This window comes from cf. Phormidesmis sp. LEGE 11477 (assembly GCF_015207105.1).
In the GTDB taxonomy this organism is placed as follows: domain Bacteria; phylum Cyanobacteriota; class Cyanobacteriia; order Phormidesmidales; family Phormidesmidaceae; genus Phormidesmis.
Genome location: NZ_JADEXO010000019.1, coordinates 24,987 through 45,111, shown reverse-complemented (window position 1 = coordinate 45,111; position 20,125 = coordinate 24,987). Strand labels below are relative to the sequence as shown.

Sequence of the window (20,125 nt, the reverse complement as noted above, 5' to 3'; positions counted from 1 at the left end):
TTAACCCGGCAACCTTTAGACGCCTTGAAAATTGGCAGGGAAGGACTTGGCAAAACGGCGCTTACCGCTTTCTTTTGACAAGGGAAGCACTTGAATAAGCCAGACTTCATAGGATATGCGGCAAGTCACCCAAGCTGTATATTTTGACTAAAGCTGCATGTTATGGAAAGTCATTCTAGGATGCGATCAGGAAAATGTACTTCTAGTTAGATGACCGTCCACAGAGATGCATCACAGTATGGGTGTCGAGCAGTTATTCAGAAATTACTAGAGCTAACTTGGACGTTTTAGATCGAGTCGTCAATATCATCACGCTTTTTGGCTATTGGGGCATCGCTTTTCTGATGCTGCTAGAAAATGTAATACCGCCGATCCCATCCGAGCTAATCATGCCGCTAGCTGGCTTTGCAGTCGCTAAAGGAGAAATGAACATGTCGCTAGCAATCGTTGCTGGCACGATCGGCTCTGTGCTGGGAGGGCTTGCCTGGTACTACGTCGGTAAGATCCTAGGACTAGCCAGAATACGGGGTCTCGCCGATAGATATGGCAGATGGCTAGGCATCTCTAGCAAAGAAGTCGTCGCCACACAGCAGTGGTTTTCTCAGCGGGGCTACTGGGCAATTGGACTAGGGCGTCTAGTCCCTGGCATTCGCACCTATATCTCTGTGCCCGCTGGCATTGCTAAGATGCCGATGTTTCAATTTTTGACTTACTCCACAATCGGCTCTTTAGCTTGGACTAGCCTGTTGACGCTAGCTGGCTTTTGGCTAGGCGCAAGCTACGAGAAAGTAGGTGAGTTCTTGGGGCCAATTAGTAAGATTGTGCTCATTTCACTCACAGTGATTGTGATCGCGAGAGTGCTGTCTCAGCTGAAGAAGAACCTTTAGATAATAGCCTTTGGAAGGTAGCAGGTAGTGCTCTGTTAAATCAGCTCTCGCTGGTATCTTGAGTCGCTTTTGAAAATACGCAGCGCCCCATCGATAGATCGAATAGATGTAGGCCGTACTTACGTGAGAGTTCTTCGAACACACGAATCCCTCTAACGCTATTGCCATTTTTATCGATTAGCGGCGAGAAAGTGGCAATTCCCGCCTTGCCTGGTACGATCGCTAGAATGCCGCCTGAAACGCCGCTCTTGGCAGGTATACCCACCCGATAGGCCCATTCGCCAGCGCGGTTGTACATACCGCAGGTGTACATTACGCTAAGAATATCGCGAACATAGTCGGGATTGACCGCTTGCTTTTGAGTGACAGGTTGTTTGCCTTTGTTGGCTAGCGTTGCAGCCATCATAGCCAGATCTTGGCAGGTCACCATCACAGAGCACTGCTGAAAATACAGATCGAGCGCGGCGTTAATATCATGGCTGATCATGTCGAAATGAAGCATCAGATGCGCCATGGCTCTGTTTCGATGCCCTGTGGATCTCTCAGACATGAAAGTTGGCATATCGATAAATACTTCATGGCCTAGGTAGCGCTCAAACATGCTGAGCAGGTTGTTGAGTTTGCTGGTGGGTCCGCTGCCTTTGATCAAGCTAGTGGTTGCGATCGCGCCAGCGTTAATCATTGGATTAAAAGGCCGCTTAGAATCTTCGTCTAGTCGGATCAGCGAATTGAAAGGATCGCCAGTTGGCTCGACGCCTACCTTTTCTAATACCGTATCCCTGCCCTGGCTCTCTAACGCTAGTCCAAACGCAAACACCTTAGAAACAGATTGAATGGTGAACTTCTGCTGTATATCTCCAGCGCCAAAAACCCGCCCGTCTACAGTCACCACACTAATTCCAAACCAGTTAGGATCGGCCTTCTTCAGCTCAGGAATGTAGCTAGCTACAGTACCGTCGCCTAGGGTGTGGTAGCGCTGATAAAGCTCATCGAGAAAGCGTTGAAGTAGAGTCATTGAATCTAGTCAAGAAGAAGTTAGAGAAGAGAACCAATCTGCATAAGGCGTATTTTTTGCCAGATAGCGATTATAGTCTGGCTCACCATCGGTCCACCAAACCGAGCCTCGCTCTCCTAACTCTATTTTTGCCTGGTTGACCTGAGCGCGAGCTACCGATAGTGCTTCTAGGTCTTCTCTTCTTTTTGCTTGTTTGATCTGGTTTCTCGCTTTCATCAGCACTTTTACGTGTCGCTGCCGAGTCTGTTCATCTAGGTTGGGGTTCGTGCAGCGCCACAGCCGTCCCTTCACTACAAAATAGCGGCCATCCGGTGTTTTAGGATACTTCAAGATTAAAGTCCTTGAAAAGAAAGAAAAGAGAGAAGTCGCTCATAACAAGACCTTCTCGCTCTTCTCATACTTATCATTACATCTTCTTTGATCTGCCTATTCACTGGCGATTGTTTTCTTAGTCGCAGTCTTGGCCTTAGTCTTCTGCCGGAGCTCGAACAACAGATTCAAACTCTATCTTTCGATGGGTGCCATTACAGAAAGGCTGCGTAGTCGAAGCGCCGCACCGACAAAGGGGAACCATCTCCTTATCAATCGTGAAGTCGTTGCCTTCTGCGTCAGTTAGCGTAAACGGGCCTTTAACAAGAAAGGGGCCACTGTCTTTAATTGTAATTTGAGTGCTATCAGCCATTAGGAATCCTCTATCAAGGCACTGGGTAAAAGGACAATCGAGTTGACTATCTAGGTAGCGGCCCAGACATCAGTAGACTGTCACTATGAATACAGTAGTTATCACACTGTAGTTATCACACTACTGATATCACACCATTGGCGCTTTGAGCTGTTTGATATGAATGGTCTAGCAACGACCCTCTGAAGCAGCGCGGCGCTAGCAAAGGGCACTATTGAGAAGAATTTTCAGAAGACGCAGGTGAAAGTCTCACTATCGGTTGGAACAGTTGTTTCTCTTGGGGGAAGTAAAAGCACCGGTATGACCACTACCTTTAAAGATGGAAAAAGCAATGCAACGTATGACTACTCAAGAACCAATCACCACTAATTCAGCTACCAACTTGACGGTTAGTGCCGACAACGCCAAGGCAGGAAGTATGGGCCAAAAGCTACTGATTAGCGGTAATGCGATCGCCATGAGGCTTTGGGACGAGCAGCCCGGCGATGGTGAACAAAAGCAAGCAGCGGCCCGCAACTATGAAACAGTCGGCTACGTTCTTAGCGGACGAGCCGAGCTGAGCCTAGAAGGCAACACCATCCTACTTGAGCCAGGAATCTCTTGGACAGTACCAGAAGGCACAGAGCACTCGTACAAGATACTAGAGCATTTTCAGGCGGTAGAAGCAACACACCCTTCGGCTAGGGGAGATGGCTAAAGGTAGGAAACTGGCCTTTCACAAGGCTAAGACAATCCAAACCCACACACCTCAGATACGGATTGTCTCGCTCAAAGGCTTGGTCTTAGGAGATTTGAGTCTTAGGAGATTTGACCTAGGCACTTGGGCCAGTCATCTTTAGCAGAAAACTGGAGGTAACCGTTTAATAGAAAAGGAGATCACTACACACATGACTATAGACACATTCTCAAAAGCAGAGCTTCATTCTCTTAACAGTACACGGAATAGTACACAGAGCGCTCCATGCATTTCCATATATCTACCTACTCACGAAGCAGGTAGAGAAGTCAGGCAAGATCCTATCAGGTTAAAGAATCAGCTATCGGAAGCTGAAAGGCGGCTGAGTCAGTTTAACGACAGTATAGACATCGAGAAGCTGCTAAAGCCCGCTACTGATTTATTAGAAGATAGTAATTTCTGGCAGCATCAGCAGGCCGGACTTGCCTTATTTCTATCGCCCGATTCATTTCGTTACTATCGCCTGCCTTTAGCCTTCGAAGCCTTTACTTCGGTTGGGGACAAGTTCTACACGCGACCACTGGTGCCTCTGCTGAGCGAGGACGGACAGTTTTACGTTCTAGCGGCCAGTCAGAATAAGGTAGCCCTGTACCAAGCTACCCGTCACCAAGTTCGCGCTGTGTCCTTAGGAGATACGCCCAATAGCTTAGAAGTGGCTTTGCGCTACGACGACCCCGAAGAGTCTTTCCAGGGTCATGGGGCAGGCCGAGGCGGTAGCCGTCAGATATTCCACGGACAAGGCAGCGGCAAGGATAGTGAGAATACAGATATCTTAAGATTCTTTCAGCTGGTGGCTGATGGCGTAGAAAAAGTATTGGCCGGGCAGACTGTACCGCTGGTATTTGTGGGGTTAGACTTTTTGTTTCCGATCTATCAGCAAGCTAGTAAGTATCCGCATCTGCTAGAGGATGCCGTCGACTTTCAGCCGGATCAGCTGAGTCCTGAAGAAATTCGCGATCACGCTCTAAACATCATCGAGCCCCATTTTGCGGCCAGTCGCAAGCAGGCTATAGAAAAGTACGGCAGCCTGCTAGATAAAGATCAAGCAACTCAAGACATAGAACAGATCCTAAATGCTGCGGCCAATGGTCAGGTAGATACGCTGCTAGTGGCCAACAACGCAAAGCTATGGGGCACGTTCGACGAGAAGAGCCGCAAGGTAACTTATCACAATGAACAGCAGTCTGATAGCCAGGAGCTGATTGACTGGGCAGCGACCCGCGCGCTAGAAACCGATGCTGAAGTCTATATAGTTGCACAGGATGAACTGCCAGCAGAAGCGGATGCTATAGCGACGCTGCGCTATCCGATTATGCAGAAGGCTGAAACGGTCACGGCATAAGTGCAGTGGGATTTTACCGCTAGAGAATATGCGAAGCTGAATGGCGAACGCGATCGCAAGTAATCAAGCTGCAGCGGCACCGTCTACCTATAGGCGGTGCCGCTGCGGCTTCTATTTGAGAACGCTAGCAGTTAGCGATAGGCTATTGATAGATTCTTTGTAGGTCAAGACTTTGTTCCTTGAGACGTCACACTCTGTATTAGATAGCGTGAATTTTAGTACACCCAAAAGGTCTCGTCTTACAGAGTTGACGTCTGCGATACTGGTCATTCTTTTGTGCCTTCTATCCGCATTTTGCTTGGCTATGCCAACCTCAGCGGCAGCTAGTTCAGATCTCTATCAGCAGCAGGTAAAAGAACATAGCTACCCGGTAAAAGACTATCAAGAGTCCACAGAGCGCCCTAGCTCATATACTTCCAGCAGTAAATTCGATACATCACCCAGCGAGTTGACACAGCCCGCCCCCACCCAAGAAGTTTTGGTAAAACAAGATGCCGCGCCACAAAGCAGCAGGCTAGTGCCATTAGTACCTACAACAATCTTTCATCATACCGACCCTTACAGGCTAATAGCAGCAAAACGTAGACACAGTCGTCTAAGCAGCTATGGTGTGTCAGGCGAGCCAAGGGCATCATCTATCGCAGCGCAACTACCAGAACAAATTTCTCAGTTCAATACGCGGTTCTCATCAAATATCAAACAGCAGCCCGAACGCTTTCGAACAGCAGTAGTGAATAAAAAGGCCAAGCTGCAGCAGCTATCAGCGCAACAAATCAGGCAGAGTCGTCGTGACTTAGAAACATTCTTTGAAGACGTGGTTAAAACGCCTCTTAGACGCCTCTTCAAAAGAATAGAATCGCTATCTCACGATGCGATCATACGACTCAACTAATTACTGAATCTACTCGACGAGCAACTATCTCTCTTTCTATATATCTCTCATAGAGAAGATGTCCGTGTATAGAGGTCAGTGTAATATACTTTATTGTTTTTCCTTCGCTGATTACTTATGGACTATTCACTTACATCCGATATTTTTGGTAGTTGGGAAAGCATATTACACACCGTTGTCGTCGGCACTCTATCCTACTTCGGCGTTATCGTTTGGCTGCGAATTTCTGGAAAGCGCACGCTGTCTAAGTGGAACTCTTTTGATTTTGTAGTCACTGTAGCTTTCGGTTCTATACTAGCTAGTTCCCTTCTATCTACTAGCACGCCTTGGACTCAGGCAATGCTAGCGGTTGGTATGCTGGTCAGCTTTCAATACATTTTGACTTGGCTATCAGTGCGAACTAGCGTGGTTCAAGGTCTATTAAAGGCAGAACCAACGCTGCTGCTATTTAAAGGTGAGTTTTTGTACAAAACGATGAAAGAGCAGCGGGTGGCAGAAGGCGAGGTGTTAGCCGCTATCCGCACGCAAGGGGGCAGCAGCGTAGAAGATACCGACGCGGTCATCCTAGAGACTAACGGCAACTTCAGCGTGATCCAAACGCTAGACATTAGCAACGCCTCAGCGCTCCGAGATGTTCGCGGGTTCAGAGGACAAGCCGTTAAGGTAGTATAGCTGCTGCTAAAACTTTCTCTCTTTAGAGTCTTTGAAAAGCTCTCTTTCGAAGGACATTTACTTTGCCAGATACGCCATATGCTTTATTTTGTGACGCATTACACCAGAGAGGACATATTATGACCATTTTCTCAAAGACATTTATTCGCCTGGCGCGGGCTGTCAAACAGTCAGTCGACCAGTATTTGACTACGGGCAAACTGTTTTTAATTGCAGGGCTAGTTGGCATTAGCCTGATGAGTATCAGCGCACCTGCACAGGCGGCAGACGTCGATTATTCCAAGAATTCGGAAGGTGGCATTCAGTCGACCGAGCGCTATGACAACATTCAGTCTAAAAAAGGAGGAATGAACAATTTTGAGGCAGTAGACCCACGGCGTAATACGAACGATGCGAAGGCGCAGACGTTGAAAGATAGTGCCAAGCGTAGAACAGCGGAATTGAGGGCGGAAGACCCTCTAGAGGCTGTTCGAGAAGCTGTCGATGATGTCAAGGAAAAAGTCAGCAACGCGACAGACAGCTTGAAGTAAATTATTCAGTTTGCTATGTAGCGTTCGTCATTTGGCTACGCACATATCAGCTACCAGAGATTATTCGTTAGGAGGCTGGGCCTGCTCTAGGTTTAACGGGAAACCGTTTCCACCTAGAGGCGGTCTGGTCTCCGTTGGTGTATCTGTCGAGTCATTAGAGGTTGGCCGGCTGATGCCTTCGGGCTGACGAGTCCTTTCCTGCCAAGATTGAATCCTAAGCTGGGCAGAATCATACGCCTCTGTCTGTGAAGGAATTTGGCTCGCTAGATTGATTGCTCGCTGGAAGTCCAACAAATTAGCTGAGCCTTCTGCTTCGCGCAGTAAATCCCAGCTCCATCGGTTAATTTGTCTATCAGCATTGAACTTACTATCGCTTTGTGCTGGCACCTGTTGCGCTAATCTAATCGCCTCAGATAGCGCCTCGCCTGTGCCTCTAGAGGAGGCGCGAGTCGCTGCGCCTAGCCGCTGCCGACCGGTTTCTTGAGCCTGCCAGCGACCAATATCTGACTGGGCGGTGCGATGAAGGGCTCTACCTTCTCCGATTCGAGAGGCGATCGCGATCGCCCCGGCGACATCCCCAGCACTTGCCCGACGACGAGCCTGATCGAGCAGAGGCTGATCCTCAATCCGTTGAATGCGATCGCGCCAGGTAGCAATTCGCTCGGCAGCTTCAGGGCCAAGTGTCCGCTTAGCAGAAATCTTGCGGGCTTCTTGAATGGCTGCTCGTAGGTTATCAGGCGACCCCCCGGCGGCTAGCTGAGTAGCTCTTTCTAGGATGGGCCGATCCTGCACGGTTTCTACGCGCGATCGCCATTCGCCGATTTGTTTTTCAGCCGCTTCCCACTGAGTCGAGCTACGCGATATTTGGTTAGCCAGTGCGATCGCCGCTGTCAGATCTGCTGTACTGCCTCGCACAGCTCGCTCCCTAGCCTGAGAAAGCAAGTTGATTTCCCTGATCTCCTGCTGCCACTGAGCAATCAACCGCTGACCTTTGCCATATAAAGGCCGACTCTTGCCAAGACGATTCATCTGGTTGATCGCGCCTTCTAGGCCACCGATAGTGCTCAGCCATGCCTGCTGATAAGCGGCTGCAAAGATCTGCAGATCGGCCACTTCTTCTCCTAGTCCCGCGTCTCTAGGAATCGCGTTCAGCATTGCCCGAGCCGACTGCAGTTGACGATCGGCTAATAGCTGCTCTCCGGCTAGAAGCATGCTGCTGGCAATCTCTTTTCTCTCTTTCTGTGCTTCCTCGTAGAAGACGCTCTCTTCGTCAATTTTCTCTAGCTGGTCTAACGCACTTGTAAATCCTTTGAGAGTTCCTGCCTTTGCCGAAGCAAGCGCTTTGGATAGTTTACGCCCATCTTCTCTAGCAAGGCTAATTAACTTCGTTAGATCGGCGTACTTTTCGGTTGCCCAGTACTGATTATCAACATCTAATAAAGCAACAGAAAGCGTGAAAGCGGACTGAAAGTTTTTCTCTTTTAGCCGATCGGTAGCCGTATTAAAGATATCTGCACCTTCTTTCCAGATTTCCTTCCAGCGAACAATTCTCTCTTCTACAACGCTAGCGGCAGCAGCCTGTGCTGGGATCTTTCTGGCGTTATCAATCGCGCCTTCGATATCGCCTTCCTCAAAAGAACGCTCGGCGAGATCGAGCAATAGATTAGCCCAATCCTCAATTCGCCTGTTTATAATATCTTGGCGTAGCGGATGGTCTTCGGGTAGCTGATCGACTAGATCAATAGCGGCTAACAGGCTTTTGACATCGCCTTTTTCTGCGTAGGTCTCGGCGCACTGCAGCCGTAGGGCAGCAGAGGCGGTCGGCCAGAAGATAGTCCGACAGTTCGGGCTGCTGGGCATGCGAAACAGGCTAAAAACGGCTGTCGTGCCCACCGTACCTAGAAACCCAAAGATTACCAGCATCACCAAAGGCCAGCTTCGCAGCCAGCCCATACCTAGTAAGGTAGCGCCTAAAGAACGCTTCCCCGGTAGAGATAGCTCCTGGTCAGGTGGAGCCGCTGTCCAGTTCTGAGAAGACGTCGACGGATGCCCTGTTTGAGGCTCGCTATCGTCGTACTTAGAGGTCATAGAGGTTCTAGCGATCGCACGCCTTCAAAAGACCGTTCGAGAGTCAGCATCTAACCTGAGTCGAACCTAGGTTTGCTCGATTCAGACGAACAACATCAATTGATTGTAACAATTGATTGGATATCGACCGCGCATCATCGAATTTTCAGTACTCTCACGGGCGCACCTGCTTCTATTTTTGTCTGCCCCTGCGGCACTATGCCTAGTCCGCTCGTGTTCACCAGATTCACCATATTTCCTGAGCTATGGCCACCTGCGGCTCGGTCAAAGCAATAGCCAAATTCATCCGTACTGAGCTGTCCCCATAGGTACGTCTCGCGCCTACCGCCTGCTGTCAGTTCGGTCGCTGCCTTAGCCATGACAAACTCTGGTGCCCACGGCCCTTTTCTACCCGAGAGCTTGGCGATCGCTGGCTCGACAAACCGCCAGAACCCTACCATCGCCGATGCTGGATTGCCCGGCAAACCGAAGTAAAGTTGAGTGCCTACCGTCGCGACCGTCAGCGGCTTACCCGGCTTCACCGCCACTGAGCGAATATGTAGGGTGGCACCGAGTTCTGCTAAAACCCGATCGACATAGTCATAAGCCCCAACCGATACGCCACCCGTCGAAAGCACCATGTCCGCTTGAGAAAGAGCAGCGGCGATCGCAGCTTTCACACTGGCCGGGTCATCTTGCACAATTCCCATGGGTAGGGGCACTGCGCCTGTCTTTGCGACTAGCGCCGCCAACGCATATTGATTGGAGTCGACAATTTGCCCCGGCGGCAAAGGCTGGTCGATTTTGGCTAGCTCACTGCCGGTTGAAAGAATTGCTATTCGGGGTCGGCGATAAACGCTTAGCTTAGTCTGCTGGGCCGCCGCGAGCAGGGCCACTTCTGGCGGTGCGATCGCCGCTCCCTGATCCAAAATCTGTGCCCCTGCTGGCGTAAAACTTCCCTGGGGGCGGACAAAAGCGCCCGGTTTCGCCACCGTCAAGATCGTCACCTGGTCGCCGTCGCGCTCAGTCTCTTCTTGCATAATGACGGTATCGGCACCCTTTGGCAGCATTGCCCCAGTCAAAATTCTGGCCGCCTGTCCTTTTTCTATTGTCTTTTGCGGCGATCGCCCCGCCGGAATTTCTTCAACCACACTCAGCTGCGCTGGCACAGAGCGAACATCTTCTGCGCGCACCGCATAGCCATCCATGGCCGAATTATCCCAGTGAGGAAAGTCTAGGTCGCTAGTCACGGACTGAGCTAATACTCGCCCTAAGCTGGCAGCCGCCTCTGCTGGCGTCGTTAGCGTCAGGGTCTCTACCGCCTCAATCGGTGAAACCAACGTAAAGATTAGCCGTTCCGCCTCAGCCGCTGGCAACATATAAAGAAGAAGATATCCACCACAAGCAAAGTATCATACCCCATGCAACCCGCGCCAAACCGCCCCTCTCTAGTGCCCGATCAATCACCTGATCAATTACCTAATCAATCGGCAGATGACTTCAATACGCCTTCACTGTCGGAAGTATTGCGATCGCGCCGCCACCGCCTTGCCCAGCTAATCGACTTTCCAGTTTTGCTGTGGTCAGGCACGCCGAAGCCGCGTAACTTCGCAGCGAATATCTATCCTTTTCGCGCCAGCAGCCATTTCCTCTATTTCGCGGGCCTTCCATTGCAAAACGCGGCTATCTTGCTAGGCGGCGACCAGCTCATTTTGTTTATCGACAACAGCACACCCGATGACGCGCTTTGGCATGGGCCTACGCCTAATCGCGACGACATCGCCCAGCAAATCGGCGCAGCACAAGCCTATCCACTCAGCGAGCTAGCCAACATTGCTAGAGGCGCGGCCACACTGGGCGATCGCGATGAAACGGTCAAAGCTATGGAGCAAACGCTTTTGCAAAGAGGTATCGTTTTGCAGAGGCAGCGGCCCTTGGGCGAGAAGAGGTTAGAAAAAGCGATTGTCAGACTGCGGATGATTCAAGATCGAGGTGCGATCGCCGCTATCCGCAAAGCCCTTGCAGTCACGATCCGCGCCCATAAAGCTGGGATGGCCGCTACTCCCACCGCCAAAACCGAAGCCCACGTCCGCGCCGCCATGGAATCGGTCATCATTGGCGAGAATATGAGCTGCGCCTATGGCAGTATCGTCACCATCGCCGGAGAAGTCCTACACAACAACCACTATCACAATGCTTTAGCGCCAGGCGATCTGCTGCTGGCGGATGTGGGCGCAGAGACAATGGACGGCTGGGCCTCTGACATTACTCGTACCTGGCCAGTTAGCGGCAAATTTTCCTCAACTCAAAAAGATCTTTACGATGTCGTGCTCGCTGCCCACGATCTCTGCATAGAAAAAGCAACGGCAGGCACGGAGTATAAACAAGTTCACCTGAGCGCTTGCCACACTATCGCAGCGGGTCTAGTCGAGCTAGGCATTCTTCAAGGCAATCCAGCCGATTTGGTTGATCAAGATGCCCATGCTTTGTTTTTCCCGCATGGGGTGGGACATCTGATGGGGCTAGATGTCCACGATATGGAAGATTTAGGCGATTTATCCGGCTATGCAGAGAGAAGAGGGAGAAGCGACCGCTTCGGGCTGGCCTTTCTACGGCTAGATCGACCGCTAGAAGCAGGAATGGCCGTGACTATTGAACCAGGGTTTTATCAGGTGCCCGCTATTTTGAATGACAAAAAGAATCGCGATCGCTATGCCAACATAGTCAATTGGGAGAAACTAGAACAGTTCAAAGACGTTCGCGGTATCCGCATAGAGGACGATGTCTTGATTACGTCTACAGGCAACGAAGTCTTGAGCCAAGATCTGCCCACGTCAGCACAGGACATCGAAACCCTAGTTCAAAAGCTCTAGCGCAAAAGCCTCAGTTCAAAAGCCCTAGTTCAAGAACCCTAGTTCCAATCGAACTAGATTTCCTGCCTGCTTACAGCTCCAAATTGATATCGGTATCGTCCATATTGGTATAGATAGTTCAAAGGGGAGAGTGCATTTCTACCCTTTGAACGGGTCGTACTCCGCTAGAAGCCTTTCCAGCTTTGCCTCGTCAATTCGACTCATCATCGTTTTTGATTCTTCAACATCTCGAATCGTCTTCGATAGGCTAGCAGTAGAAGCCACCGAAAACAGTACGCCCATTCCCATGTATCCTTTTAGCCAAGCATTACCAGGCATATAGAAAACGCCAATCAACGTCGCTGAGATCGAAACTAGAAAAGAAACGTAAGTCTGCGCGACCCAAGCGCTAGTATGCGTACCAGTCGAGATCTTCTTGTTATCCACGGCAATCATTCTCCCAAAAATCAACTTACGTGTATCAGTTTGGTGATGGGGCCGATGAGCCCGCAATGAGCAGCCACCAATCCCCACAAGTGGCACAGACAGTCAAGCTATCAGCAAAAGATATGAGTACATGAAGGAAGCAGCCTGAAGTAGTGCGAAGTTTCTTCCTCCCAGCGATAAACATAGCGATGAACATAGAACAGCTCAACCCAGAGCAGATTGACTTTTGGTTTCCTGTAGAGCAACAGCGTCCGCTGATCGAACAGATTTCGCAGCGAGTCGGTCTGACCCGGACTAGAGCGGAGTACTTTGTTCGACTTTGGGTGTATCTGGTTGCGAAGCAACGCTATAAACAGCCAGCTTCTAGGCAGCAACCTGAAGATATTTCTCGGCCCTTTGCGCTAGAAGCGCTAACGCCTATCACCGACTCTATCAAATGTAGTCACAGCGAAGCTGCTTGGCTGTTCTATGGCGATAAAGATAAAGGCAGCGATCGCGCTGCAGGCATGATGCTAGATAAACTCGCTGCCCTCGGCCTTTTGCAAAAGCACTTTGATGGCAACACCACTCGCATCACCATTTCTCTAAATTCCACCGATCTCTACTCAGAACACAGCTCTCCTAACCACCCGAGGGCTGAGCGGAGCCGAAGCCCACTCATCACCGACGACTTCAATCCCCGCTGTGACGCCGTTCCCGTTGCCAATCTACTCGCCATCAACTACGGCTGGATGAACCAGAGCCTAGATATTGTTCCCCACCGGATCACCCGCCTTTTGCGTCAGTGGGCTCAGCAATACCCAATAGGCATGCGCGTTCTGCGCCGCACCGACAACCTCAATCCCGTCGGCTTTTATCTGCTCTATCCCACCACCGCTGATTCAGAAATCACTTTCTCTAGCTCCCCTACCAAAGGACTGCACCTAGCTAGCCTCAACGACGTTGATCCCTTCACGCTAGCAGCTCCTGGCGATCTAGACTGTATGGCTGTCTTTATCCGCAGCTGGATGATCGATCCGGTTTATTTAGAACAATATCGAACCCCCTTTCTACAAGATGCCCAGAGAACGCTAAAGAAAATGCAACAGGATTTTCCTAACCTCTGCGATCTCTATACTCTAATCATTCATCCTAGTTACGAAGCGATGGCTACCGCTGTAGGCTTCCAAAAAATTGGGTCGCAAGCTCATCGCGATACTCAGATCTATTGGATGTATCAGGCGCTAGATCGGTATCTAGCGTTAGACCTATCTAACCATATTTCATAGAGGATTTATGCTGAGACTAAACGGTTATCGCTAGCTCTCTTGGCATCAGTCATTAGATCTGGTTCATCACTCTTGAATCTGCTTGTCTCGTGGACAACCTAGAGGGTATGCTTGCAGAAAACTAGCAAGAACAAAATTACCGAAGGTCATTTGCCTTTAAGAGCTGGTCTAACCAAGCGGAATTACTGTTATCTAAAGCAGGGACAGGCGCTTGTAGGTAGTCGAGCTTCAAGTCATAACCGGAGCGGTCATAGATGTTTTGCAGTGCCTGATGTAGGTTTACCGTAGGCTCTGAACTTCCCTGTCGTAGAGGCAAAGAGAAAGTGGGTATGTTGTCCCTTAGGTCAAAAGCATATAGCTCTGCTTGGGGTCTTGTTTCAGCTCGGCTGACCAAAATTCTATAGTTGCTTTGTATGCGATCGCCAAACATCGACATCGGCTTGTAAGCTCGCAGTAGATCGATCTCTACTAAGTGAGTTTTGCTACCTAGAAGGCGCTGACGCTTCGTTTCGTAAGAGGCTCTTCCTTTTCCAGCGCGTTTGTTAATTGGAGAAAGTAGTTCAATAGCAGTTACAACCTCTTTGGTAGATACCTCACGGACTTCTAAGAAACCTTGGCGAACTGTAGTCGGCATAGGGACAAAGACTGGAAGCGGCTGTGAGCGCATCTCAGCTATTGCAACATTGCTCTTCTCTGATGGGTTTCTAGTAGCCCTCTGGATGGCAACATCAGGGATACTGACTAATAGAGACTGTTCTCCTATCGTCTCGTACATTCTGACCTAAACCGAAACCGAATATTCGGGGCGTAGCTGAGGCGATAATGACTCGGCTAGAGCCGCAATCAACAGCAGGTGAACGCCAGGCCATATCTCTGGGTGTTCAAGGTAGGGATTCATTCCAGGAAATCGATAAGGCATGGCTCAGTGCCTCTATTAAGATTGCAAGTTTGCATCTATTGTATCGCTAGAGCTTGAGGTGAGACTCTCTATGCCGCCGTCGCCGCGATCACAGCCACCTCATCCTCAGTTTCTCTCGTGGCAATCACATCTTCGATCTGAGCCTCGATTTGATCTTTCACAATCTGGCGATATTCTAGAAAGTGCTCAATTTGGGCGCAGACTGTTAGATAGCTAGCCATCCCACCCCGATTGTGCTTGAACATCTCCCATAGATAAATCCAAAAAGTAGAGCGAGTCTTTCTCTCCACGCCCTGCTTCCAACAAACAATTGCCAACGCCTTTAGCAGATGCCAGTTAAATGGCTCTTTGGCAGATTTGGGCTTTGGCGGACGTTTGTTTTCGTTGTGGCAGGGAGCTTCACCCAAAATGCGGTAGTGGCGGTAGCAGCGGTCTAGGTACTTTTGTGGATCGTACAGGTTCCAGAAAGCGTCTACATATTCCTGCGCGACTTCTTCTACCGGACGAGTCGGCACAAAGTTCATCAGCGTGGTCTGGTGAATGTTCGCGGTTTCTTTGCCTGCGAGCAGTCTGCCTTCTTTTTCTAGACGAATCCAGAGCGCAGTGTCTGGCAAGGCCTGAAGCATACTAAAGAGCGCGGTAGGGACTGAGCATTTTTCGACGAACTGGACAATGCGATCGCCTGCCCCTTTCTTTTCACCATCAAAGCCAATGATAAAGCCTGCCATCACTCGAATACCGCTGCTAGCAATCTTGTGAATCGACTCGCTCAACGGATCGCGGTTGTTCTGAAACTTTTGAGTGAGCGCCAAACTGGCTTCATCCGGCGTCTCTACCCCTAGGAACACCGCGCCAAAATTACAGGCCGTCATCAGATCCATCAGCTCTTGATCTTGGGCCAAATCTACCGACGCCTCAGTCGAGAAGGTAAACGGATAGCCTTTTTCCTGCATCCAGGGGACTAGCGCCTTTAGCATCAGCTTGACGTTGCGCTTATTGCCAATGAAGTTGTCATCCACCATAAAGATGCTGCGCCGCCAGCCCAAGTCGTACAACAGCTCTAGTTCGGCGATTAGCTGCTCGGGGCTTTTGGTCCGAGGCTTGCGACCATACAGCACAATAATGTCGCAAAACTCGCACTGAAACGGACAGCCGCGCGAAAACTGAATCGCCATCTCTGAATAGGCATCTAGCTTTAATAAATCAAAGCGCGGCACCGGACTCGTGCTGACATCAGGCCGCTCTAGCGCCCGAAATGTGCCTTCTGTCTCACCTTTCTCAATCGCTTCTACCAGCATCGGCAGCGTAATCTCGCCCTCATCTAACACCCGAAAATCAGCGCCCGCTGCTATCACCTCATGAGATAGGGCCGTTGCATAGGGGCCGCCTACCGCGACCTGCTTGCCTCGGCGCTTAGCTTCTTTGATCTGAGCGAGCATATCTGGCTTTTGCACAATCATGCCCGAAAAGATGACCAGCTCAGCCCAGTCCCAGTCGTTTTCTGTGAGCGCTTCGACATTGCGATCGACTAGCCGCAGTTCCCACTCCTCCGGCAAAATACCTGCAACTGTTACTAGTCCTAGCGGCGGTAGAATTGCCTTTCGCCCTGCTAGTGCGATCGCTTTATCAAACGACCAAAAGCTCTTAGGAAATAGGGGATAAATCAGCAAAGCTCTCATGAGAGATACCCATATATAAGGACCGGGAGGGACGCTGATCGCCTATGGCCAGAGCCTGGTTTGGTTAATTAGGCATCAATTAAGCAACGCGATTCGACTAAGCAACTTGATTGAGTCGCTCAATCAAGCGACTCAATAGAGCTAGTAGGTTACATAAATTAAACATCCGCGCTGTCACTCTAACGCATAGTCGGTAGCACAACCAAGCCCATCCCAGTATCACAGCTCGGTCACATAGCCAAGCGTATTGTCTCTACTCACTCTTATAACCGAACATTTTCTCATCCCAAAGCACGTTCGTACATATCCAACTAACAATTTTCATCAGTATCACCACCAAACGTTTCCATTCAATCTACTCAACAACAAAGTTTGTTTAAGTGAAAACACTTAGCTTGATTCTATTATCTATTAATCACCAACAGAGCTTGATTAGAGCCCATAGCAAAGCTATAATCAACAATACAGATTTTCGTCTTACAACAACTTTATTTCAACTTCAAGAATTGTCTATTCCAGGGACAATCGCTTTATTATCCGCACATACAAGCATTAGATACATTTAGCGATAAACGCGAACAGCTTTACAAGACGTTCACCCAATCGCAACAATCAAAAGCCATACTCTACGTATAAACCGATACACGATTACAACAAAAGGATTCATCTCTATGCGTATTAAAGCGACCCTTGCACTCACTGCTCTTTCCGTTCTTTGTGCGATCGCCCCCGCCAAAGCCGCTACTTTCATCTACGAAGACAGTGCCTCTGTCTCTCAACCTGTCACCCCTAACAACAAAGCTGGTAAATACACCGACATCAAAGCTATCTTCGACGACCAGACAAACATCCTAAACTGGTCTTCTACTTTTGCTCGCAATAACAAAGGTAAGCTAGCTGATGGTGCCTGGTTAGTTCTAAGCGACGGACCCAACCCCAAGAACCACCTAAACGAGTATGCCATCATGTACTTAGATAGTCTCGAGGAAAAGGTTTCTATCTACAACTATGACGGTAACAACAATGCCAACAGCTACAAAGGTGGCACATACCTAGGCTCCGTCGATCTAGATGTTGATGACAGTGTCGCTGATGAAGTTACCTTCAGCTTCGATCTAGACGCGACTAATATCAACAGCTATTCCGATCCCAACTCAGACTGGAGCAATTGGGAGGGTGTTACCTTCGGTAAAGAAATCGGTATCTGGTTCCACAGCGTTGCCGGACTCGATGCTGACTACGACAGCAATGGCAAACTACTGAGTTTCGGAACGCTCAAAGGCGGTAAAACTGGCTACTATGACGCCAAAGATCTTGATACAACAAAGGTGCCTGAGCCAGGTAGCGTAGCTGCACTAGGTCTGTTTGGCGCGGTTGCTGCTACTAAGTTGCGTAAGCGCATCGGCTAATTAGCCGCCTGTAAGTTGTGTTCAAATAAAGTCTAGACCGTCTGCTGCATTTAGATATTATCCTCAGAGAAAGTGATGTCTCTGAGGATTTTCTTATTAGCTCCAGTCTTCCCCTTTCTTTAGCCAGGTGGGTTTAAACACAGACTCCGTTTGATGTATTGCCCTAGTCTTGGCAAATAGGTCGTCTTCGCTCAAGCCCAGCTTTGTCAGCATCTTATCTAGATCGGATTGAATATCGCGCGCGCCCTGAAACCCGTCATAGCGCACTCGCAATCGGGCTAGCTCGGCTAAATTCAGAGTATCCGCTGGGCCTGCCATAATGCTATTGAGCGTTTCACGATCTTTCTTGTATTGGGGATGAAGATAGTCTTTGTTGTTTGTCATAGTTGGTTCGTTGCAATTAGCCATCAAAAAATAGGCACTTAAGGAACAGACACTAATTAACTTAATTAGAGTTCAAGATCTCGGCATGATGCCGAATATGATCACCTATGAACGTCGAAATGAAATAGTAGCTGTGATCGTATCCTGGCTGTCTTCGCAGGGTTAGCGGCTGACCCGCCTGCTCACAGGCATTCTCAAACGCTTCAGGCAATAGCTGGGCATCAGCTAGAAACTGATCGGCTTCCCCTTGATCGATCAAGATAGGAGAGAAATTGTCTCTTGCTGCTCTCTTCACAAGTTCCGTCGCATCATACGCTGCCCATTGCTCAGTATCTTCTCCTAAATATCCAGTAAAGGCTTTCTTCCCCCACGGACACTGCGACGGCGCTGCGATTGGCGCAAAGGCAGAAATCGAAGCATATTGATCGGGGTTGCGAAGCCCACAGACTAAAGCGCCATGTCCTCCCATTGAATGGCCAAAGATCCCGGCTGGCCCCGAGCGTACTGGCAGCTCTTCGGCAATCAGCTCAGGCAGCTCTTTTGTCACATAGTCATACATCTGGTAGTGCTTTGCCCAAGGATCTACCGTCGCATTCACATAAAAACCTGCCCCTGAACCGAAATCCCAGTCGTCATCTTCACCTGGAATATTTAAACCGCGAGGGCTCGTATCAGGCGCGACTAGAAGCAATCCATACTCGGCGGCGTACCGTTGAGCCCCTGCTTTTTCGATAAAATTTTTCTCTGTACAGGTCAATCCAGATAGATAGTACAGCACTGGCACGGGACCTGTTTCTGCCTGCGGTGGAACGTATACCGCTAGATTCATATCACAATCGCATACCGCTGAGCGATGAGTGTAGAAGCGGGTTGTTCCACCAAAGCTCTGAGCACGCGACTTTTCTGACAAGCTCATAGACGCAATATTTCCTTAAGGTAACTGTAGCTACGCGAGTCTCTAATCGTACAAAACAACACTGCGGATAGACTCGCCACGATGCATCAGATCAAAGGCGTCGTTGATCTGATCTAAAGGCATGGTGTGAGTAATCAGATCGTCGATGTTGATTTTGCTATCCATGTACCAGTCCACGATTTTGGGGACATCGGTTCGGCCTCTCGCGCCGCCAAACGCGCTGCCTTGCCACACTCGCCCAGTCACTAGCTGGAAAGGACGAGTGCTAATTTCCGCGCCTGCTTCGGCCACGCCGATAATTGTGCAAACGCCCCATCCTTTATGACAGCACTCTAGCGCCTGACGCATCACTTTGACATTGCCGATGCACTCAAATGAATAATCTGCACCGCCGTCGGTCAGTTCTACCAAATGCCCCACCAAATCGCCTTCGATTTCTTTTGGATTAACAAAGTGGGTCATGCCGAATTTCTCTGCGATCGCCCGCTTCTCTGAATTCAGATCCACGCCTACGATCTTGTCAGCGCCCACCATCTTCGCGCCTTGAATCACATTCAGCCCGATGCCACCTAGGCCAAACACCACCACATTCGCCCCTGCCTCCACTTTAGCGGTAAATATCACCGCCCCAATTCCGGTCGTCACCCCGCAGCCGATGTAGCAAACCTTATCAAACGGTGCATCAGAGCGAATTTTTGCCAGCGAGATTTCAGGCACGACCGTATAGTTTGCAAATGTAGACGTACCCATGTAGTGATAGATAGGCTGCCCTTTGAAAGAAAATCGGCTGGTTCCATCTGGCATCAGCCCTTTCCCCTGAGTCGCCCGCACCGCCTGACACAGGTTCGTCTTCTGACTTAGGCAATAAGCACACTGCCGACACTCTGCCGTATACAAAGGAATGACGTGGTCTCCAGGCTTCAGGCTCTTTACTTCTGGCCCCACTTCTCGAACAATGCCAGCGCCCTCGTGCCCTAGAATCGATGGGAAAATGCCTTCCGAATCCTTGCCCGATAGCGTGTAGGCATCGGTATGACAAATGCCAGTCGCCTTGATTTCGACTAAGACTTCACCGGCCTTCGGCCCTTCTAGCTGTACCGTCTCAATCGTTAGAGGTTGATTGGCCTCAAATGCCACCGCTGCCTTTACATCCATTACTGACACTCGGATAATTGCTCTGATTATTATCGGTGAAGTGTCCTAAAATCGGCTCTTCCTGATACATAAATCAAAGCGATCTCTCACAGCGCCCCGCTAGGTAAGAGAAGAATTTATCGAGGAACGTAGAGCATCCGTCGATAACAGCAAGTAGCCTCTCTAGACGATTACCTTCCTGTATAATTGAAAAATTAACCTCATTTTCGAAAGCTAGCTGGCAAATACTCCAAACTAAGGACTCGTCCGTAAATAAACTACCTAACTCGGGTT

General features: G+C 49.6%; 19 protein-coding genes and 1 pseudogene. 9 read left to right on the top strand and 11 right to left on the bottom strand.

The features are described from left to right. The first annotated feature begins 278 nt into the window (after positions 1–278). A complete protein-coding gene (locus IQ256_RS08225) occupies positions 279–887 on the top strand; it encodes a DedA family protein (RefSeq protein ID WP_193855057.1) in 609 nt (202 codons plus the stop codon). A gap of 40 nt (positions 888–927) precedes the next feature. On the opposite strand, the gene glsA is transcribed toward IQ256_RS08225, so the two are convergent. From glsA to IQ256_RS08210, 3 genes are all read right to left on the bottom strand, one after another. Further along, positions 928–1,902, bottom strand: a complete 975-nt coding sequence (gene glsA / locus IQ256_RS08220; RefSeq protein WP_193855056.1) for a glutaminase A — start codon at positions 1,900–1,902, stop codon at positions 928–930. 9 nt (positions 1,903–1,911) lie between these two features. Continuing rightward, on the bottom strand, positions 1,912–2,232 hold the full coding sequence (locus IQ256_RS08215) for a hypothetical protein (RefSeq protein WP_193855055.1): 321 nt from the start codon (positions 2,230–2,232) through the stop codon (positions 1,912–1,914). A 136-nt stretch (positions 2,233–2,368) separates the two neighbouring features. After that, positions 2,369–2,584 (bottom strand): CDGSH iron-sulfur domain-containing protein, encoded by a 216-nt coding sequence (locus tag IQ256_RS08210; protein ID WP_193855054.1) that lies wholly within the window; start codon positions 2,582–2,584, stop codon positions 2,369–2,371. 340 nt (positions 2,585–2,924) lie between these two features. Here IQ256_RS08210 and IQ256_RS08205 point away from each other — a divergent pair, with 340 nt between their 5' ends. The 5 genes from IQ256_RS08205 to IQ256_RS08185 all read left to right on the top strand — a co-directional run bounded on the left by IQ256_RS08205 (position 2,925) and on the right by IQ256_RS08185 (position 6,756). Next, positions 2,925–3,281, top strand: a complete 357-nt coding sequence (locus IQ256_RS08205) for a cupin domain-containing protein (RefSeq protein ID WP_193855053.1) — start codon at positions 2,925–2,927, stop codon at positions 3,279–3,281. Between the two features lie 190 nt (positions 3,282–3,471). Continuing rightward, positions 3,472–4,662 carry a hypothetical protein gene (locus tag IQ256_RS08200; RefSeq protein WP_193855052.1) on the top strand — a complete coding sequence of 397 codons (1,191 nt, stop codon included), beginning with the start codon at positions 3,472–3,474 and terminating at the stop codon, positions 4,660–4,662. A gap of 304 nt (positions 4,663–4,966) precedes the next feature. Beyond that, positions 4,967–5,554, top strand: coding sequence for a hypothetical protein (locus IQ256_RS08195; protein ID WP_193855051.1), 588 nt, complete (start codon positions 4,967–4,969; stop codon positions 5,552–5,554). 117 nt (positions 5,555–5,671) lie between these two features. Then, positions 5,672–6,226, top strand: a complete 555-nt coding sequence (locus IQ256_RS08190; protein ID WP_193855050.1) for a DUF421 domain-containing protein — start codon at positions 5,672–5,674, stop codon at positions 6,224–6,226. A gap of 119 nt (positions 6,227–6,345) precedes the next feature. Beyond that, positions 6,346–6,756 (top strand): hypothetical protein, encoded by a 411-nt coding sequence (locus tag IQ256_RS08185; RefSeq protein WP_193855049.1) that lies wholly within the window; start codon positions 6,346–6,348, stop codon positions 6,754–6,756. 60 nt (positions 6,757–6,816) lie between these two features. Here the strand turns inward: IQ256_RS08185 and IQ256_RS08180 are convergent, their stop codons facing one another. Both IQ256_RS08180 and glp read right to left on the bottom strand, forming a co-directional pair. Further along, positions 6,817–8,844 (bottom strand): chromosome segregation ATPase, encoded by a 2,028-nt coding sequence (locus tag IQ256_RS08180; RefSeq protein WP_193855048.1) that lies wholly within the window; start codon positions 8,842–8,844, stop codon positions 6,817–6,819. Between the two features lie 134 nt (positions 8,845–8,978). Continuing rightward, positions 8,979–10,202 (bottom strand): gephyrin-like molybdotransferase Glp, encoded by a 1,224-nt coding sequence (glp, locus tag IQ256_RS08175; protein ID WP_193855047.1) that lies wholly within the window; start codon positions 10,200–10,202, stop codon positions 8,979–8,981. A 42-nt stretch (positions 10,203–10,244) separates the two neighbouring features. On the opposite strand from glp, the gene IQ256_RS08170 reads away from it, so the two are divergent. Beyond that, complete coding sequence (locus IQ256_RS08170) at positions 10,245–11,696, top strand: aminopeptidase P family protein (protein WP_193855046.1); 1,452 nt, start codon at positions 10,245–10,247, stop codon at positions 11,694–11,696. A gap of 138 nt (positions 11,697–11,834) precedes the next feature. On the opposite strand, the gene IQ256_RS08165 is transcribed toward IQ256_RS08170, so the two are convergent. After that, positions 11,835–12,122: a YiaA/YiaB family inner membrane protein gene (locus tag IQ256_RS08165; RefSeq protein WP_193855045.1), complete on the bottom strand. Its 288-nt coding sequence runs from the start codon at positions 12,120–12,122 to the stop codon at positions 11,835–11,837. 188 nt (positions 12,123–12,310) lie between these two features. Here IQ256_RS08165 and IQ256_RS08160 point away from each other — a divergent pair, with 188 nt between their 5' ends. After that, complete coding sequence (locus IQ256_RS08160; protein WP_193855044.1) at positions 12,311–13,390, top strand: hypothetical protein; 1,080 nt, start codon at positions 12,311–12,313, stop codon at positions 13,388–13,390. Positions 13,391–13,526: 136 nt separating this feature from the next. On the opposite strand, the pseudogene IQ256_RS08155 reads toward IQ256_RS08160, so the two are convergent. Both IQ256_RS08155 and IQ256_RS08150 read right to left on the bottom strand, forming a co-directional pair. After that, positions 13,527–14,309, bottom strand: a pseudogene (locus IQ256_RS08155) (DUF4058 family protein). 68 nt (positions 14,310–14,377) lie between these two features. After that, a complete protein-coding gene (locus IQ256_RS08150; protein ID WP_193855043.1) occupies positions 14,378–15,988 on the bottom strand; it encodes a B12-binding domain-containing radical SAM protein in 1,611 nt (536 codons plus the stop codon). Positions 15,989–16,659: 671 nt separating this feature from the next. Here IQ256_RS08150 and IQ256_RS08145 point away from each other — a divergent pair. After that, positions 16,660–17,397, top strand: coding sequence for a PEP-CTERM sorting domain-containing protein (locus IQ256_RS08145; protein WP_193855042.1), 738 nt, complete (start codon positions 16,660–16,662; stop codon positions 17,395–17,397). Between the two features lie 96 nt (positions 17,398–17,493). Here IQ256_RS08145 and IQ256_RS08140 read toward each other — a convergent pair whose 3' ends face one another. The 3 genes from IQ256_RS08140 to IQ256_RS08130 all read right to left on the bottom strand — a co-directional run bounded on the left by IQ256_RS08140 (position 17,494) and on the right by IQ256_RS08130 (position 19,852). Further along, complete coding sequence (locus tag IQ256_RS08140; protein ID WP_193855041.1) at positions 17,494–17,781, bottom strand: DUF3288 family protein; 288 nt, start codon at positions 17,779–17,781, stop codon at positions 17,494–17,496. A 61-nt stretch (positions 17,782–17,842) separates the two neighbouring features. Then, on the bottom strand, positions 17,843–18,697 hold the full coding sequence (fghA, locus tag IQ256_RS08135) for an S-formylglutathione hydrolase (protein ID WP_193855040.1): 855 nt from the start codon (positions 18,695–18,697) through the stop codon (positions 17,843–17,845). A gap of 42 nt (positions 18,698–18,739) precedes the next feature. Next, positions 18,740–19,852 carry an S-(hydroxymethyl)glutathione dehydrogenase/class III alcohol dehydrogenase gene (locus IQ256_RS08130; protein WP_193855068.1) on the bottom strand — a complete coding sequence of 371 codons (1,113 nt, stop codon included), beginning with the start codon at positions 19,850–19,852 and terminating at the stop codon, positions 18,740–18,742. Between the last annotated feature and the right edge of the window lie 273 nt (positions 19,853–20,125).

Bases quoted from the DNA above. Each gene is read 5' to 3' on its own strand.
- glsA (WP_193855056.1), bottom strand. From the start codon at position 1,902: ATGACTCTACTTCAACGCTTTCTCGATGAGCTTTATCAGCGCTACCAC.
- IQ256_RS08210 (WP_193855054.1), bottom strand. From the start codon at position 2,584: ATGGCTGATAGCACTCAAATTACAATTAAAGACAGTGGCCCCTTTCTT.
- IQ256_RS08205 (WP_193855053.1), top strand. From the start codon at position 2,925: ATGACTACTCAAGAACCAATCACCACTAATTCAGCTACCAACTTGACG.
- IQ256_RS08200 (WP_193855052.1), top strand. From the start codon at position 3,472: ATGACTATAGACACATTCTCAAAAGCAGAGCTTCATTCTCTTAACAGT.
- IQ256_RS08195 (WP_193855051.1), top strand. From the start codon at position 4,967: ATGCCAACCTCAGCGGCAGCTAGTTCAGATCTCTATCAGCAGCAGGTA.
- IQ256_RS08190 (WP_193855050.1), top strand. From the start codon at position 5,672: ATGGACTATTCACTTACATCCGATATTTTTGGTAGTTGGGAAAGCATA.
- IQ256_RS08185 (WP_193855049.1), top strand. From the start codon at position 6,346: ATGACCATTTTCTCAAAGACATTTATTCGCCTGGCGCGGGCTGTCAAA.
- IQ256_RS08180 (WP_193855048.1), bottom strand. From the start codon at position 8,844: ATGACCTCTAAGTACGACGATAGCGAGCCTCAAACAGGGCATCCGTCG.
- glp (WP_193855047.1), bottom strand. From the start codon at position 10,202: ATGTTGCCAGCGGCTGAGGCGGAACGGCTAATCTTTACGTTGGTTTCA.
- IQ256_RS08170 (WP_193855046.1), top strand. From the start codon at position 10,245: ATGCAACCCGCGCCAAACCGCCCCTCTCTAGTGCCCGATCAATCACCT.
- IQ256_RS08160 (WP_193855044.1), top strand. From the start codon at position 12,311: ATGAACATAGAACAGCTCAACCCAGAGCAGATTGACTTTTGGTTTCCT.
- IQ256_RS08150 (WP_193855043.1), bottom strand. From the start codon at position 15,988: ATGAGAGCTTTGCTGATTTATCCCCTATTTCCTAAGAGCTTTTGGTCG.
- IQ256_RS08145 (WP_193855042.1), top strand. From the start codon at position 16,660: ATGCGTATTAAAGCGACCCTTGCACTCACTGCTCTTTCCGTTCTTTGT.
- IQ256_RS08140 (WP_193855041.1), bottom strand. From the start codon at position 17,781: ATGACAAACAACAAAGACTATCTTCATCCCCAATACAAGAAAGATCGT.
- fghA (WP_193855040.1), bottom strand. From the start codon at position 18,697: ATGAGCTTGTCAGAAAAGTCGCGTGCTCAGAGCTTTGGTGGAACAACC.
- IQ256_RS08130 (WP_193855068.1), bottom strand. From the start codon at position 19,852: ATGGATGTAAAGGCAGCGGTGGCATTTGAGGCCAATCAACCTCTAACG.